We start from the raw sequence: 18,982 nt of genomic DNA, 5'->3' as shown, positions 1-18,982 counted from the left end.
GGTGGTTGTCGTCGGCCAGGTGTCAGCGGTGGTCGCCCGGCGTCGCGTCGGGTCGCCGCCCTCGGCCGCCGGTACCGCCGCACCCCCGCGCACACCCGGTGTGCCACCCCGATCCGGCGTACCGCCCCCGCGGTGAAGCCGCAGTTCGTCCGCGTCGCATCGTCCCGCTCTCCAAAGGACTTCACCCATGACGGACCTGCACGACAAGCCCGCACCGGCGTCCTCCCTGCCGCACGCCGGCCCCGCCGCCGGCGCGCCGGAGAGCGCCGGGGCCCCGGCGTACCCGACGCTCGGCGAGCTGTTCACCGCCTGGGTGGCCCGCACCCCGGACGCACCGGCCCTCACCGACGGCCGGCGGACCTGGAGCTATCGCGAACTGGCCGCCCGCGCCGACCGGCTGGCCGCGCACCTGTCACAACAGGGAGCCGGGCCCGACCGGGTGGTCGCCCTGGTCCTGCCACGCTCCATGGAGCTGATCGCGGCGGAGCTGGCCGCGGCCCGAGCGGGCGCCGCCTTCCTGCCCGTGGACCCCGCCTACCCCGCCGAGCGCCGTGCGCTGATGCTCGCCGACGCCGCGCCCACCGTCACCCTGGACGATCCGCGCCGGCTCGGCGAACTGCTGGACTCGGGCGACGGCGCGCGACCCGCGGCCGAAGTCGACGCCGACCACACGGCTTACGTCATCTACACCTCCGGCTCCACCGGCACCCCCAAGGGCGTCACCGTCACCCACCGCGGCATCGGCGGTTTCACCAGAGCCGCGGCCGAACGGTACGCCGTGGGGCCCGGCGACCGGGTCCTCCAGTTCTCCTCGCCGAGCTTCGACGCCTCCGTCCTGGAGCTGTGCGTCTCCGTCCTGTCCGGTGCCACCCTCGTCGTACCGCCGGACGGCCCCTGGCTGGGCGACGAACTCGCCGCTGTCCTGGACGAGCACCGCATCACCCACGCCCTCATCCCGCCCGCCGCGCTGGCCACCCTGCCCGATCCCGCGGAGGGCACCGCGCGCCACCTGCGCACGCTGATCGTGGGCGCCGAGGCCTGCCCGGCCGGGCTGGTCGACCGCTGGGCACCCGGCCGCCGCATGATCAACTCCTATGGCCCCACCGAGACCACCATCGTCGCCACCTGGACCGGGCCGCTCACCGCCGGCCGGGGCGCCCCCACGATCGGCGGCGCCCTGCCGCACACCCGGGTGTACGTCCTCGACGCCGCGATGCGCCCCGTACCGCCCGGTGCGGACGGCGAGTTGTTCGTGGGCGGGGACGCGGTGGCCCGCGGCTACCTGGGGCGCCCGGGCCTGACCGCCGCCCGCTTCGTCGCCGACCCCTTCGGCTCGCCCGGCGCCCGCCTGTACCGCACCGGGGACCGGGCGCGCTGGACCGCCGGCGGGGAACTGGAGTTCCTGGGCCGGCTGGACCGGCAGGTAAAGATCCGCGGCTTCCGCATCGAACCGGGCGAGATCGAGGCGGCCCTGCGTCGGGCCGGTGCGGTCGGCGAGGCGGTGGTCGTGGTGCGCGAGGACGAACCGGGCCACCAGCGCCTCGTCGCCTATGTCACCCCGTCCGGACAGACCCCCGCCACCGACGCTCCGGCCCGCGCCGCCGAGGTCACCCCCGCCGGCACTGTGCGACACACTCAGGCCCCGCCCCCACCCCTGGACCCGGCCGCGCTGCGCACCGCCGTAGCCGCCCTGCTGCCCGCTCACATGGTGCCGTCCGCCGTCGTCGTCCTGGACCGGATGCCGCTCACCCCGCAGCACAAGATCGACCGGCGGGCCCTGCCCGCACCCGAGCGCACGGTCACGGCCGGGCAGGTGGCACCGCGGTCGGCGGAGGAGCGGGCGCTCGCGGCGATCTGGGCGGATGTCCTGGGCGTCGATGCGGTCGGTGTGACGGACGACTTCTTCGACCTGGGCGGTGAATCGATCCTCGCCGCTCGTGCCCTGTCCCGGATCCGGGACGAGCTGGGCGTACGGCTGAGCGTGCGGGACGTGTTCACGACGCGCACGATCGCCGCCCTGGCCCCGCTGCTCGGCGACCCGTCGGCCGCCGCGCCCCCCGAGCCGATCCCGCCCGCTCCCCGCACGGACGCGCTTGTGCTGTCCAGCGCCCAGCGGCGGCTCTGGTACCTGGACGATCTCACCGCGGGCGGCACCGAGTACAACACCGGTGTCTCCCTGCGGCTGCGCGGCGCCCTGGACCCGGAGGCGCTGAGCCGCTCCCTGCACCGCCTCGCGGCCCGGCACGCCTCCCTGCGCACCACGTTCGCCACGGCCGACGGCCAGGGCGTGCAGCGTGTCGCGGCGGACCCGGACCTGCCGCTGCGCACGGCCGATCTCACCGACGTACCCGACGCGCGCCGCGCCGAGGCCGCCGAGGCGCTGCTCACCGAGGAGCTGAGCCGCCCCTACGACCTGGCGGCCGGCCCGCTCACCCGGGCGCTGCTGGTCCGGCTCGCCGCCGAGGACCACCTGCTGCTCCTGGCCCAGCACCACATCGTCACCGACGGCTGGTCGGTGGGCATCCTCACCCGCGAACTCGCCGCCCTCTACCACGCGGAGACGACCGGCGAGCCCGACGGCCTTACGCAACCCGCCGTGCAGTACCCGGACTTCGCAGTCTGGGAGCGGCGGCAGCGCGCCGGTGACGCGGACACCGCCGACCTTGCCTACTGGAAACGGCATCTGACCGGCCTTCAGCACCTGGAGCTGCCCACGGACCGGCCGCGTCCCGCCGTGCGCACCACCGCCGGAGCCGCCCACCGGCACACGCTCCCCGCGGAGTTGGTCGCCCGGCTGCGGCAGCTGGCCGCGGGCCGCGGCACCACCCTGTTCACCCTGTTCGCGGGCGCCTCCGCGCTGCTCTTCTCCCGCTACTCGGGGCAGCGGGACGTCGCCTTCGGCACGGTCACCAACGGGCGCGGCCGACGGGACCTGGAGGACGTGCCGGGCTTCTTCGCCAACACCGTGGTGCTGCGGACCGAGGTGGACGAGCGGGCGACCGTGGACCGGTTCGTGGAGCGCATGCGGACGACGGTGCTGGACGCCTTCGCCCACGACGGGGTGCCGTTCGACCGGGTGGTGGAGGAGCTGGCCCCGCCCCGCGACCCGAGCCGCACCCCGCTGGTGCAGGCACTCGTCGTACAGCAGTCCGCGCTCGACGTGCCGCCGCTCTTCGGCGGCCTGCGCTGCGCGGAGCACCCGCTGCCCCGCCCGGCCGCCCGCTTCGACCTGGTCCTGGAGTTCACACCGGACGCGGAGGGCGGCTGCCGGCTGACCGCCGAGTTCAACACGGACCTGTTCGAGGCCGCGACCGTGGCCCGCCTGACCGGGCATCTGCACCGCCTGCTGGCGGCCATGGCGGACGGCCCGGGCCGCGCCCTGGCCGAACTGCCCATGCTCTCGGCCGACGAACAGCGCGCACTGGTGGATCACGGGAACCCGCCCGCGTGCCCGGCCCGGGACACCGGACACGGCACCCTGCCCGGGCTGCTGCGCGCCCAGGTGGCCCGGACCCCCGACCGTACCGCCGTCGTCTGCGGGCCGGTCCGGCTGGACTACGCCGAGGTCGACCGGCGCGCCAACCGGCTGGCCCGGCAGCTCGTCGCGCGCGGCGCCGGCCCGGAGACCCTGGTCGCGCTGTGCCTGCCGCGCTCCGCCGACCTCGTGCCCGTGCTGTGGGCGGTGCTCAAGTCCGGCGCGGGCTATCTCCCCGTCGACCCCGCCTACCCGGGCGAGCGTGTCCGCCTCATGCTCGCCGACGCCCGGCCCGCCCTCGTCGTCGCCACCCGGGAGACCGCCTCCGCCCTGCCCCCGGATTGCGACCCGCTGCTCCTGGAGGACTGCGCCGACCCGGCCGGCCCCGACACGGACCTGACCGACACCGACCGGCTCCGGCCGCTGCTGCCGGACCATCCCGCCTACGTCATCTACACCTCGGGATCCACCGGCCGCCCCAAGGGGGTCGTGGTCACCCACCGCACGGTGGCCGCGCTGGCCGCGTGGGCGGGGGAGCGGTTCGGCGCCACCGGGCTCGCCCACGTCATCGCCGCCACCTCCCTCAACTTCGACGTCTCGGTCTTCGAACTGCTCTGCCCCCTCCTGGCCGGCGGCACCGTCGAGGTGGTCGCCGACCTGCCGGCCCTCGCCGACGGCACGGGACCACGGCGAGCCGGGCTGCTCAGCGGCGTCCCGTCCGTCGTCTCCCGGCTGATCGCGGGCGGTACGGCACCGGTGACCGCGGACACCGTCGTGCTGGCCGGTGAGGCCCTGCCCGCGCAGACGCTGCACGACCTGCGCGCCGCCATGCCCGGCTGCCGCATCGCCAACATCTACGGCCCCACCGAGGCCACCGTGTACGCCACCGCCTGGTTCGCCGGCGACCGGCTGCCGGAGCAGGCCCCGCCCATCGGCGCACCGGTGGCGCACACCCGGACCTACGTCCTGGACCGCGCCCTGCGCCCCCAACCCGTCGGCGTCACCGGCGAGTTGTACCTCGGAGGCGGCGGCCTGGCCCGCGGCTATCTGAATCGGCCCGGACTCACCGCCGCCCGGTTCGTCGCCGACCCGTACGGCGCGCCGGGGGAGCGGATGTACCGCACCGGCGACCTGGTGCGCCGCCGCGCCGACGGCCTGCTGGAGTACGTGGGCCGGATCGACCAGCAGGTCAAGGTGCGCGGCTTCCGTATCGAACTCGGCGAGGTGGAGGAGGCGTTGCGCGGCTGCGCCGGCGTGGCCGAGGCGGCGGCCACCGCCATCACCGAGGACGACGGCCACCGGCGCCTGGTCGGCTACGTGGTCCCGGCCGCCGGGGAGCGGGTGGAAGCCGAGGCCGTACGCCGGGAACTGGGCCGCACCCTGCCCGACTACATGGTGCCGTCGACCGTCGTCGTGCTGGACGGTCTGCCGCTCAACCCGAACGGCAAGCTCGACCGCGGCCGGCTTCCCGACCCGGGCCCCGCCGTGCGCGCGGTACGGCACGTCGCACCCCGCACGCCCACCGAACGCGCGCTCGCCGCGATCTGGGCCGAGGTCCTGCGCACGGAACGCATCGGCGTCGACGACAACTTCTTCGAACTCGGCGGCGACTCGATCCTCAGCATCCAGGTGGTGGCCCGCGCCCGGCAGGAGGGCCTGCCGCTGACCTCCCGGGACGTCTACCGGCACCAGACGGTCGCCGCCCTCGCCCGCTGCGCGGACGCCGCCGTGAGCCCGCCCGAGACCGCCCCCGCACCCGAGCCGGCCTCCGGCACCGCCCCCCTGACCCCCATCCAGCACTGGCTGTTCGCCACCGCCGCCGAGCGCGCCGGCCACTACGCCCAGGCGCTGTCCGTCCAGGTCCCCGACGACCTGGACCCGGCGGCGCTGGAGGACGCGCTGAACGACCTGGCCGCCCACCACGACGCCCTGCGCTCCCGCTTCACCGGCGACGGCACGGCCGCCGGAGTCCGCTGGCTCATCGCGGACCGGGCACCCCGCATCCGCCTCGCCCGCCACACAGGACCGGACCGGGACACCCTGCACTTCGGCCCCTTCGACCTCGCCCGGGGACCCCTGCTGCGGGCCGTGCTGCACGACCGCGGCCCCGGCCGGCCGAGCGTCCTGCACCTCGCCGTCCACCACCTGGTGGTCGACGGGGTGTCCTGGCGCGTGCTGCTGGAGGACCTGGACCGCGCCTACCGCGTTCGCCGCGCCGGTGCCGACGGCGCCGCCGCACTGCCCGCGAAGTCCTCGCCGCTGCGGCAGTGGGCGAGCCGGCTGGACGCCCACACGGCGGACGGCGGCTTCGACGACGAGCGGGAGTACTGGGCCCAGGCGGTCCCCGGCACCGAACCCGCCCTCCCCGCCGACCTGCCGGGCGGACGCAACACCTACGCCGCGCAGCGCGCCGTCACGGTCCGGCTGAGCCCCGAGGACACCTCGGCCCTGCTGCGCACCCTGCCCGACACCTACCGCACCCAGGCCAACGACGTCCTGCTCGGCGCCCTCGGCCGGGCGCTGTGCGCCTGGAGCGGACGGGACCGGGTGCTGGTCGACGTCGAGGGACACGGCCGCGAGGAACTCTTCCCCGAGCTGGACATCAGCCGCACGGTCGGCTGGTTCACCACCAGGTACCCCCTCACCCTCGCCGTGCCCGAGGACGCCGGCTGGGACGCCGTACTGAAGCGGGTCAAGGAGCAGCTGCGCGCCGTACCCAGGCACGGCATCGGCCATGACGCGCTGCGCCGGACGGCCGGTCCCGCTGCGGCACCGCGGACCGCGGACGCGCAGGTCAGCTTCAACTACCTGGGCCGGATGGGGCTGCCCGAGGACCCCGACGGCCTGTACCGGGGCACCGTACGGCCGCTGGAGCTGGACGCCGACCCGGCGGCCGAGCGCCCGCACGTGCTGGAGGTGGTCGGCCAACTCACCGGCGACCGCCTGGAGTTCACCTGGTTCTACTCGGAGCTGCTGCACCGGCGGGACACGGTCGCGGACCTGGCCCGGCGCTACGCCGGCGCGCTCGCGGACCTGGCCAGGCACGCCACCCGGCCCGGAGCCGCCGGGCGCACCCCCTCCGACTTCCCGCTGGCCCCGCTCGACCAGGCCGCCGTCGACCGGATCGTCGGCGCGGACCCGGCGGCGGTGGCCGACGTACTGCCGCTCACGCCCACCCAGGCGGGCATGCTCTTCCACGGCCTCTCCCAGGACGACCGCGGCGTCTACGTCCAGCAGCTGACGTTCGTCCTGGACGGCGTGCCCGACCCCGAGGCCCTCGCCGCTGCCTGGCAGCACGTCACCGACCGCAGCGAGGTGCTGCGCGGCCGGGTCGTCTGGCAGGACGTCCCCGAGCCGCTGCTGGTGGTGCAGCGCCACGCGGCCGTACCGGTCACCCACCTGGACTGGCGCGCGCTGACCGACGAGGAGCGCCGCGCCCGGCTGGACGACGTGCTGGCCCGCGACCGCGCGGACGGCATCGACCTCGGACGGGCCCCGCTCCAGCGGCTGCTCCTCGCCCGCGTCTCCGACACCGCGGTACGCGTGGTGTGGTCCTTCCACCATCTGCTGCTGGACGGCTGGAGCCTGTTCCAGGTGCTCTCGGACGTCTTCGCCCAGCACACCGGCCGCGGCCCGGACGCCCTCCCGCACCGCCCGCCCCACCGCGACTATGTGGCCTGGCTGCGGCAGCGCGACCAGGCCCCGGCCGAACGGCACTGGCGGGGCCGCCTGTCCGGCCTGACCGAGGCCACACCGCTGCCCTACGACCGGGAGCCGCGCGAAGCCCACCGCGCCGAGTCCACGCACGCCGTCCGGGTCACGCTGCCCGCGGCCGTCACAAGGGCGCTGGAAGAGCTGGCACGCACGTCCGGCCTGACCCTGAACACGCTGGTGCAGGGCGCCTGGGCGCTGCTGCTGGGCGGGCAGGCGGGCCGCGACGAGGTGGTGTTCGGCACCACCGTGTCCGGACGCCCGCCCGAGCTGCCCGGCGCCGAGGCCATGACCGGCCTGTTCATCACCACCCTGCCCACCCGGGTCACCGTCCCGGCCCACGGCACCCTGCTCGACTGGCTGCGCGCCCTCCAGCAAGACCAGAGCGAGGACCGGCGCTTCGACCACCTGCCGCTCACCCGGATGCGGACGTTCACCGAACTCCCCGAGCGGGTGGGCCTGTTCGACAGCATCGTCGTCTTCGAGAACTATCCGGTGGACGACGACCTCGCCGCCGCCCACGGACTGCGCCTGAGCGGACTGGAGGGTATCGAGACAACCAACTACCCGCTGAGCCTGACCGCTTATCCCGGCACCGAGCTCGCCCTGCGAATGGGCTACGACCCCGAGCTGTTCGACACCGGCACCGCCGAGCGGCTGGCCGAGTACCTGACCGTGCTGCTCACCGGCATGCCCACCGGATCCCGGCGCCCGCCAGCCCGGCTCCCGCTGCTCGCCCCCGACCGCCGCGAGCAGGTGCTGCGCGCCTGGAACGACACCACCACCGACCTGCCCGACACCACCGTCGCGGACCTCTTCGCCGCGCAGGCGCGCCGGACCCCCGACGCCGTGGCCCTGGAGGCCGGGGACGAGCACGTCACGTACCGCGAACTCGACGCCCTCGCCGCACGGTTGGCGACCCGGCTGGCCGGGCTCGGCGTGCGGCCGGAACGCGCGGTCGGCGTGCTGATGGACCGTTCCGTGCAGCTGATCGTCACCCAGCTGGCCCTCGTCCGAACCGGCGGGGTGTACGTGCCGCTGGACGGCAGAGCGCCGGCCGGGCGGCTGCGCCGGATGCTGACCGAGGCCGGAGCCGGCCTGCTCCTCACCGACGCCGGGTGGGCCGAGACGGCCCGCGAGGTGCTGCCCGGCGACGGCGTCCTGCGCGTCGACGACACCACCGGAGCCGACGGCCCCGCGCCCGCCGCGACCGTCCACCCCGACAACGTCCAGTACCTGATGTTCACTTCGGGCTCCACCGGCACCCCCAAGGGGGTCGCGGTGCGCCAGCGGGACGTCGTCGCGCTCGCCCTGGACCGGGCTTTCACCGGACACGACCGGGTCCTCGTGCACTCGCCGCACGCCTTCGACGCCGCCACCTACGAGGTGTGGGTGCCGCTGCTGCGCGGCGGCACGGCCGTGCTCGCCCCGCCCGCCGACCTGGACACCGCCCAGGTCCGGCGCGCGGTCACCGAGCAGCGGGTGAGCTGCCTGTGGCTGACCGCCGGTCTGTTCCGCCTGCTCGCCCAGGAGGACCCCGGCTGCCTGCGCGGCGCCCGCGAGGTGTGGACGGGCGGCGAGGCCGTGCCGGGCGCGGTCGTACGCCGGGTTCTGGACGCCTGCCCCGGCCTGACCGTCGTGGACGGCTACGGCCCCACCGAGACCACCACCTTCGCCACCCGCCGGGTCTTCCGCTCCGGCGACCCGCTGCCCGCCGTCCTGCCCATCGGCCGCCCACTGGACAACACCCGCGTGTACGTCCTGGACGGCGCCCTCCAGCCCCAGCCCCCGGGCGTGCCCGGCGAGTTGTACATCGCCGGCGCGGGCCTGGCCCGGGGCTACGCGGGACGGCCCGGGGCGAGTGCCGCCCGCTATCTCGCCGACCCTTTCGGCCCGCCCGGCACGCGGATGTACCGCACCGGCGACATCGTGCGCTGGAACGCCGACGGCGAGCTGCACTTCGTCGGCCGCGCGGACGACCAGATCAAGATCCGCGGCTTCCGAGTCGAACCCGCCGAGATCGAGGCCCGGCTCACCGCCCACCCCGCCGTCGCCGAAGCCGTCGTCTCCCTCTACGAGGACGCCGGACGCAAGCGGCTGGCCGCCCACCTCGTACCGGCCGGCGGCGCCGCGGTGCCGGCCGCCGCCGAACTGCGCGCCCACCTGGCGGCCGGACTGCCCGACTACATGCTGCCCGCCGCGTTCGTCACCGTGCCCGAGCTGCCGCTGACGGCCAACGGCAAGGTCGACCGGCGCCGGCTGCCCGCCCCCGACTGGTCGGCGGGCGGCGAGCAGACCCACCGTGCCCCCCGCACCGAGACCGAGCGGATCCTCGCCGGGATCTGGGCCGAGCTGCTCGGCGTGGCACGGGTCGGTGTGGACGACAACTTCTTCATGCTGGGCGGCGACTCCATCCTCAGCATCCAGGTGGTCTCGCGCGCCCGCGCCGCCGGACTCACCCTCACCCCCCGCGACCTCTTCCGGCACCCCACGGTCGCCGAGCTGGCCGTCGCCGGCGGCGGTGCCGCGGCCGCCGTCGCCGGCACCGGACCGGTCAGCGGGCCGGTCGACCTCACGCCGATCCAGCACTGGTTCCTGGACCCGCGGCCGGCACACGCCGGATTCTTCGACCAGTCCGTCGTCATCGAGGCGGCCGGCGCCGTCGACCAGGACGCCCTGCGCCGCGCCCTCACCGCCCTGTGGACCCACCACGACGCCCTGCGCGCCCGGTTCGTCCTCGACGGTGACGGCACCTGGCGCCAGGACGTGCCCGCCGCCGACGGCCCGGTCCCCGAACTGCTCCAGGTCCACGACCCGGGGGCCGAGGACCGCGTCACGGCGGCGGCCCACGCCGGACTCCGCCTGGACACGGGCCCGCTCCTCGCCGCCCGCCTGTTCACCGCCGACGGCACCCGGCCCGCCCGGCTGCTGCTGGTCGTCCACCACCTGGTGGTCGACGGCGTCTCCTGGCGGATCCTGCTGGAGGACCTGGAGACCGCCTACCGGCAGGCCGCGTCCGGACAGCCCGTACGACTTCCCGCCCGCACCACCTCCGCGGGGGAGTGGGCCCGCCGGCTGCGCGACCACGACCGCTTCAGCGCCCACCTCGCCCACTGGGAGCGGGCCGCCCGGCACTGCGCCGAACCGCTACCCGTTGACGGCACCGGCACCGGCCCCGCCACCATGGCCGACGTCCGCGAGGTGACCGTCCGGCTGGACCGCGACCGCACCGACGACCTGCTGCGCCGCGTCCCCGGCGTCTACCGCACCCGCGTCGACGACGTCCTGCTCACCGCGCTGGGCCGGGTCCTCGCCGACTGGACCGGACGCCGCACCGTCGCCGTCGGCCTGGAGGGACACGGCCGCGAGGACCAGCTCTTCGAGGACGTCGACCTGTCCCGCACGGTCGGCTGGTTCACCTCGCTCTTCCCGCTCGCCCTGACCGTCCCGGCCGGGGACTGGGGCACCGCGCTCAAAGCGGTGAAGGAACAGCTGCGGGCCGTACCCGACCGGGGCCTCGGCTACGGCGTCCTGCGCCATCTCGCCCGCGACGCCCGGCTCACCGGCACGCCCGCGCCCGGCATCACCTTCAACTACCTGGGCCGCTTCGACTGGTCCGCCGGCGGCGGCGCCCTCATCGGGGCGGTGCCCGGCGGTCTGGGCGGCGCGGAGGCACCCGAGGGCGAACGGCCGCACCTGCTGGACGTCGTGGCCCGGATCGAGGACGACCGGCTGGAGATCACCTGGCACTACACCCCCGGACGGCACCGCGAGGAGACCGTCACCGCGCTCGCCGAGGGGATGCTGCGCGCCCTGACCGACATCGTCGCGCACTGCGCCCACCCGGAGGCGGGCGGCCGCACCCCGTCGGACTTCCCGCTGGCCCGCCTGGACCAGGCCGCCGTGGACCGGATCGCCGGGGACGGCCGGGACGTCGCGGACGTGTACCCGCTGACGCCCATGCAGTCGGGCATGCTCTTCCACAGCCTGCTCGACCCCGACGGCCGCACCTACGTCAACCAGGTGCAGCTGGTGCTGAACGGCGTCACCGACCCGCACGCGCTCGCCGAGGCATGGCAGCACACCGCGGACGCCAACCCGGTGCTGCGCACCCGCCTGGTGTGGCAGGAGACCCCGGAACCGCTCCAGGTCGTACGCCACCGGGCCACCGTGCCGGTCACCCACCACGACTGGTCCGGCGGCCAAGTGCACGATCTGGACCGGCTGCTGGCCGAGGACCGGGAGGCGGGCATCGACCTCGGCACCGCGCCCCTGATGCGGCTGACGCTGATCCGGCTCGCACCGGACCGGGTCCGGCTGGTGTGGACGTTCCACCACGTCCTGCTCGACGGCTGGAGCGCCGCCCAGGTCTTCGACGAGGTGTGCGAGCGGTACGCCGCCCTCACCTCCGGGCGCCGCCCGCAGGTCCCCGAACGCAGGCCCTTCGCCGACTACCTGCGCTGGCTGGCCGGACGGGACACGGACCGCGCCGAGCGGTACTGGCGCGCCACACTCGCCGGCTTCCAGGCCCCCACCGAACTGCCCCGCGACCGCCGGGCCGCCGACGCCCACCGCGCCTCCTCCTCCGGGTCGGTACGGATGACGCTCGGCCCGGACGTCTCGGCACGGCTGCGGGAGACCGCCCAGCGGGCCGGGCTGACCCTCAACACGGTCCTCCAGGGCGCGTGGGCGCTGCTGCTGTCCCGCTACGGCGGCGGCGGTGACGTGGTGTTCGGCACGACCGTCTCCGGGCGGCCCGCCGAACTGCCGGGCATCACCTCGATGGTGGGCCTGTTCATCAACACCCTGCCCACCCGGGTCCGCGTCGACGGCCGGCGCCCGCTGCCGGACTGGCTGCGCGAGCTCCAGGCCGCCCAGTCGGAGGCCCGGCGCCACGACTTCGTCTCGCTGGCCCAGGTGCAGTCCTGGAGCGAAGTACCGGGCGGAACAAGCCTGTTCGACTCCATCGTGGTCTTCGAGAACTACCCCTTCGACGAGGGGTCACCGGCCCGGCACGGCCTCGCCATGGAGCAGGAGCGGGACCTGGAGCCGACCAACTACCCGCTCAGCGTGGTCGTCGCCCCCGGGGACACCCTCGCGGTGAACCTCGACTACGACCCGGCCGCCTTCGACGCCACGACGGTGGAAGGGCTCGGCGAGAGCCTGCGCACCCTGCTGACGGGCATCGCCACCGACCCGGACCGCCGGCTGGCCGACCTGCCGCTGCTGGACCCGGCCGAGGCGCGGACGCTGGTGGACCGGTTCGGCGGACGGGTGGCCGGGCCACCGCACGACACCCTGCCCGAGGCGTTCCGGCGGCAGGCCGAACGCACCCCGGACGCCCCCGCCGTCCGCTGCGGTGACACGTGCCTCACCTACCGCGAACTCGACGCCCGCTCCAGCCGGCTGGCCCGGCTGCTCATCGCCGCCGGCGCCGGACCCGAGCGCTTCGTCGCCCTCTGCCTGCCCCGCACCGCCGACCTGATCGTGGCGCTCCTCGCGGTGCTGAAGAGCGGCGCCGGCTATCTGCCGGTCGACCCCCAGTACCCGGCCGAACGCGTCGCGTTCCTCTTCGCGGACGTACGGCCCGACGCCGTGATCACGGCCACGGAGACCGCCGGCCGGCTGCCCGAGGGCCCCTGCACCCGGATCGTGCTGGACGAGGAGCCCAGCCTCGCGGTGCCGGACACCCCCGTCGGCGACGCCGAACGGTCCGGCCCCCTCCTGCCCGGCCACCCGGCCTACGTCATCCACACCTCAGGCTCCACCGGCCGCCCGAAGGGCGTGGTCGTCAGCCACGCCTCCGTACTGGCCCTGACCGACTGGGCGGCGGCCGAGTTCACCGGCCGGGGACTGGCCCACGTGGTGGCCTCCACCTCGCTCAACTTCGACGTGTCGGTCTTCGAGATCTTCTCCCCGCTGCTGTCCGGCGGTTGCGTGGAGCTCGTCCGCGACCTGCTGGCCCTCGCCGAACGCCCCGGACCCTGGCGGGCCGGACTGCTCAGCGCGGTGCCCTCGGCCCTGGACCGGCTGCTCGCCGAGGACGCCGTGCGGATCACCGCGGACACCGTCGTCCTCGCGGGGGAGGGGCTGCCCGCCCGGACCGTGCGCCAGGTCCGCGCGGCCGTCCCCGGATGCCAGGTGCGCAACATCTACGGCCCCACCGAGGCCACCGTCTACGCCACCGCCTTCACTTGCGATCCGGCCGACCCCGACCGCGACCCGCCGATCGGCCGCCCGCTCGGCGGTGCCCGCGCCTACGTCCTGGACGAGCGGATGCGCCCGGTGCCCGTCGGCGCGCCCGGCGAGCTGTTCCTCGCCGGAACCGGCGTCGCCCGCGGCTATCTGCACCGGCCCGGACTGACCGCGGCCCGCTTCCTGCCCGACCCGTTCGGCCCGCCCGGCAGCCGCATGTACCGCACCGGCGACCTGGTCCGCTGGACGGCCGACGGCGACCTCGTCTACCTAGGGCGCGGCGACGACCAGGTGAAGGTGCGCGGCTTCCGCATCGAACTCGGCGAGGTGGAGGCCGCACTGGCCCGCCACCCTGCCGTGGCGGCGGCAGCGGCCCGCGTGGTCGAGCGGGCCGGCCACCGCCGCTTGATCGGCTATGCGGTACCCCGCCCGGGCGGGGTACCGGAATCTGCCGGTGACGTGGTGTCTCGCCCGGGTGGCGTGCGGGATTCCGCCGACCCGGTCCCCCGCCCGACCGGCCTCCCGGACCCCGCCGAACTGCGCGCCTTCCTCGCCCGCAGCCTGCCCGACCACCTGGTCCCCGCCGTCGTCGTCCCGTTGGAGCGGCTGCCGCTCGGCGCCACCGGCAAGCTCGACCGGCGGGCGCTGCCCGCGCCGGAGTGGGCCGCCCCGGCCGCCGGAGAGGCGGGCCGGCCACCGCGCACCGAGGCGGAGCAGACCCTCGCGGCCATCTGGTGCGAGGTACTGGGCGTGCCCGAAGTCGGCGCCGACGACAACTACTTCACGCTCGGCGGCGACTCCGTCCTCGGCATCCAGATCGTCTCGGCCGCCCGCCGGGCCGGTCTCGCACTGAACCCCCGGCACCTGTTCACCCACCAGACCCTCGCCGAACTGGCCGCCGCCGCCGAGCGGTTGCCGGGCCCGGCCGTCGCCGCCGAGCAGGGCCCGGTGACCGGCGACACCCCGCTCACTCCGGTCCAGCACTGGCTGCTCGACACCCTCACCGGCGACCCCGCCCACTTCAGCCAGACGGTCGCCTTCGACCTGGCCACGGACCCCGACGAAACGCTGCTGCGGGCCGCCCTGGCCGCCGTACTGGAGCACCACGACGCGCTCCGGCTGCGCTTCGAACGGGCCGGTGACGGGCGGTGGCGGCAGTACGGCACCGCACCCGGCGCCGCCGACCCGCACCTGGAGGTGCATCACCGGGCGGCTCCACGGGAGGTGGCCGGCGCCCTCGCCGCCGGGTTCGACCTGGCCGCCGGGCCGCTGCTGCGGGCCGCCCTGTGCCGGCCCGGCGACGGCGGCCGGCCCGTCCTGCTGCTCGCCGCCCACCATCTGGTCGTGGACGCCGTGTCCTGGCGGCTGATCCTGGAGGACCTGGACACCGCCTACCGCGCCCTGCGGGACGGCGAGCGGCCCGCCCTCGCGCCCAAGAGCACCTCGTTCCGGGCCTGGGCCCGGCGGCTCGCCGCGCACACCGAGGCGGGCGGCTTCGACGCCGAACTCACCCACTGGCGGGACCTCGACGCCGGCACCGCGCTGCCCGCCGACCACCCCGGCGGCGCGAACACGGTCGCCGACGAGGAGAGCCTGAGCACCGGACTCGACGCCGAGGAGACCCGCCGCCTGCTCCAGGACGTGCCGGAGGTGTACCGCACGCGCGTCAACGACGTCCTGCTGTGCGCGCTCGGCCGGGTCCTGGCCCGCTGGACCGGCCGGGACCGGGTGGCCGTGACCCTGGAGGGCCACGGCCGCGAGGAACTGTTCGAGGACGTTGACCTGGCCCGCACCGTCGGCTGGTTCACCGCCGTGTATCCGGTCGCCCTGGACGTGCCCCGGGACGCGGACACAGGCACCGTGCTGAAGGCCGTCAAGGAGAACCTGCGGGCCGTACCGCACGGCGGGCTCGGTTACGGCGCGCTGCGCCACCTGCACCCCACGGCCGGACGCGACCTGCCCGGCCTGCCGCAGATCAGCTTCAACTACCTGGGCCGGCAGGAGTGGGCCACCGCGCCGGGCGGACTGCTGCACGCGCCCCACGGCGGCCTCGCCGGCGGCATGGACCGCGCGGCGAACCGGCCGCACCTCCTCGACGTCCTCGGCCGAGTGGCCGGCGGCAGGCTGGAGTTCACCTGGTCGTACTCCCGCGAGGTGCACCGGCGGGAGACCGTCGACCGGCTGGCCGCCGAGCTGACCGACGAACTCCGCGCGATCGTGCGGCACTGCGCCGCACCCGGTGCCGGCGGCCGTACCCCCTCCGACTTCCCGCTCGCGCCGCTGGACCAGGCGGCCGTCGACCGGCTCGTCGGCAGCGGAGCGGACGTGACGGACGTGTATCCGCTCACGCCCACCCAGACCGGCATGGTGATGCACGGCCTGGACGAGGCCGAACACGGCCTGTACGTCGAGCAGATCACCTTCGTGGCGGACGGCGCCCACGATCCGCGGACGCTGGCCGCCGCCTGGCGGCACGTGGTCGGCCGCACCCCGGTGCTGCGCACGTCCGTCGCCCTGCACGGCGTACCCGTGCCGCTGCAGGTGGTCCACCGGGAGGTGACCCTGCCGGTCACCGAGCACGACTGGAGCGGGATGCCGGCCGACCGGCACGCCGCCGAGCTGGAACGGCTGCTCGCCGACGAGCGCGACCGGGGCATCGACCTGGACCGGGCCCCGCTGCTGCGGCTCGCGCTGGTACGGCTCGGACCGGACGCCGTCCGCGTGGTGTGGACCTTCCACCACGTCCTGCTGGACGGCTGGAGCGTCTTCCACGTCCTGTCCGACGTCATGGCCGCGCACGCCGCCCTCACCCGCGGCGAGCCGCCCCGGCTGCCCGAGCGCAGGCCGTTCGCGGACTACGCCGCCTGGCTGGCCGCCCGCGACACCGGCCCCGCAGAGGAGCACTGGCGCGCCGCACTGGCCGGCCTGAACACCCCGACCCCGCTGCCCTACGACCGCAGGCCCGCCCCCGGAACCACGGCCCGTTCCGGCACCTGGCTCTCCCAGCGGCTCGGCGCCGAGGAGACACACCGGCTCCAGGAGTTCGCCCGCCGGCACCGCCTCACCCTCAACACCCTGGTGCAGGGCGCCTGGGCGCTGCTGCTGGCGCGGTGGAGCGGGGAGCAGGAGGTGTGCTTCGGCACCACCGTCTCCGGACGGCCCGCCGATCTGCCCGGCGCCGACACCATCACCGGCCTGTTCATCACCACCCTGCCCGCCCGGACCGGCGTCGACGGCACGGCCCGCTGCGCCACCTGGCTGCGCGCGCTGCAGGAGGCCCGGGCCGAGGACCGCCGCCACGACCACCTGCCCCTCAACGCGCTGCACGCCCTCAGCGAACTGCCTTCGGGAACCGCGCTGTTCGACAGTCTGGTGGTCTTCGAGAACTACCCGGTCGGTGACGCGACCGCGGGCGCGAACGGGCTCGCCGTGCGGGACCTGGACGCCCGGGAGGCCACCAACTACCCCCTCACCGTGGTCGTCTCGCCCGGTGACCGGCTGGCCGTCGAACTCGGCCACGACCCGCGGTACTTCGACGCGGCCACCGCCGCCTCCCTGGCCGGACAGCTGCTGCACACCCTGAACGCCCTGGCCGCCTCGGACGGCACCGTCCGCCTGGACGACCTCGACGTGCTGCCGCCCGCGGAGCGGCAGCGGCTGCTGCACGGCCCGGCCCGCCCCGCGCTCGCCCCGGTGCCCGCCGCCACCCTGCCCGCCCTCGTCGAGGCCGCCGTCGACCGGTGGCCGGCCGCCCCCGCGCTGGACGCGTCCGGTACGCGGCTGACCTTCGCGGAGGCCGAGGACCGGGCCAACCGGCTGGCGCACCGGCTCATCGCCCGCGGCGCGGGGCCCGGCACCCTCGTGGCGCTGCTGCTGTCCCGCTCGGCGGACATGGTGCTGGCACAGCTGGCGGTGGCGAAGGCGGGGGCCGCGTTCCTGCCCGTCGACCCCGTCTACCCCGAGGAGCGGATCGCCCTGATGCTGCGCGACGCGGCCCCCGCCCTCACCCTCGACGCCAAGGAGATCGCCGGCCTGCTCGCCGCCCCGCCCGACGGCGTCCCCGGACACCGGCCCACCGACGCCGACCGGACCCGCCCGCTCGACCTGGACGACCCGGCCTACGTCATCTACACCTCCGGTTCCACCGGCATCCCCAAGGGCGTCGTCGTCACCCACCGCGGGCTCGCCGCGTTCTCCGCCGCCGAGGCCGCCCACTACCAGGTGGCCGCCGGTGACCGGGTGCTGGCCTTCGCCACGCCCAGCTTCGACGCCTCCGTGCTGGAGCTGTGCATGTCCCTGCCGCACGGTGCCCGGCTGGTCGTACCCCGGACCGGACCGCTGCTCGGCGCCGAACTGGCCGACGTCCTGCGGGCCGAGCACATCACGCACACCCTGCTGCCGCCGGCCGCGCTGGCCACGCTGCCGCCGGACACCCCCGGCACGTTGCCGGACCTCAAGACGCTCATCGTCGGCGCCGACGCGTGCGGTGCCGAACTCGTCGCCCGCTGGGCCCCGCACCACCGCATGGTCAACTCCTACGGCCCCACCGAGGCCACCGTCGTCGCCACCTGGTCCGCGCCGCTGACGGCGGACGGCGCCGCACCGCCCATCGGCCGCCCGCTGCCCGCCACCGGCGCCTACGTCCTGGACGCCCGGCTGCGGCCGGTCCCCGACGGCGTCGCCGGTGAACTGTGGCTCACCGGACCGGCGCTGGCCCGCGGCTACCTCGGCCGGCCCGGGCTGACCGCGGCCCGGTTCGTCGCCGACCCGTTCGGGCCGCCCGGCAGCCGGATGTACCGCACCGGCGACCTGGTGCGCCGCGACGCCGGGGGCGAACTGCACCACCTGGGCCGCACCGACCACCAGCTCAAGTTGCGCGGCCACCGCATCGAGGCGGGCGAGGTCGAGGCGACCCTCGTGCGCCATCCGGGCGTGCTGGACGCCGTGGTGACCGTACGGGAGGACGAACCGGGCCTGCCGCGGCTGGTCGCCCACCTGCTCGCGGCGCCCGGCACCGAACCGCCCACCGCCGCCGAGCTGCGGGCGCTGGCCGCCCGCTCCCTGCCCGGCCCCATGGTGCCGTCGGCGTTCGTGGTGCTGGACCGCTTCCCGCTCACCGAGAACGGCAAGACCGACCGGGCCGCCCTGCCCGCCCCGGCACCGGCCGAGGAGCCGGCACGACCCGAGTACGTGGCCCCCCGCACCCCCACCGAGGAGGCGCTGGCGGCCATCTGGGAGGAGACCCTCCAGGCGGCCGTGGGCGCCGAGGACGACTACTTCCTGCTCGGCGGCGACTCCATGCGCGCCCTGCTCATCGCCTCCCGCGCCAACGACGCGTTCGGCGTCACGCTCACCCCCCGCGACGTCCTCGTCTCCCGCACCGTCGCCGCCCTGGCCGAACTGGTGGAGGACCAGGTGCTGAGCGAACTCGAGGACGCCGCGTACGGCGACGCCGACGACGAACACGCCGCGCCCGGCGGTCCCCACGCCCAGGACTCCGCGTACCGCGCTCCAGACGACCACGACTCCGCGTACAGCGGTCACGACCACGAAGACGCCGCGTCCGGCGGCCACGACCACGAACGGTGAGGATCCGACGAC

The 18,982-nt window shown here is 75.8% G+C and carries 1 protein-coding gene; it reads left to right on the top strand.

What is annotated here, in order from left to right:
- The first annotated feature begins 187 nt into the window (after positions 1–187).
- A complete protein-coding gene (locus ACZ7DL_RS12055) occupies positions 188–18,970 on the top strand; it encodes a non-ribosomal peptide synthetase (protein WP_470773636.1) in 18,783 nt (6,260 codons plus the stop codon).
- The last annotated feature ends 12 nt before the right edge of the window (positions 18,971–18,982 follow it).

Source organism: Streptomyces sp. NPDC036984 (genome assembly GCF_055607665.1).
This window is presented reverse-complemented; position numbering and strand designations above follow the sequence as displayed.

Bases quoted from the DNA above. Each gene is read 5' to 3' on its own strand.
- ACZ7DL_RS12055 (WP_470773636.1), top strand. From the start codon at position 188: ATGACGGACCTGCACGACAAGCCCGCACCGGCGTCCTCCCTGCCGCAC.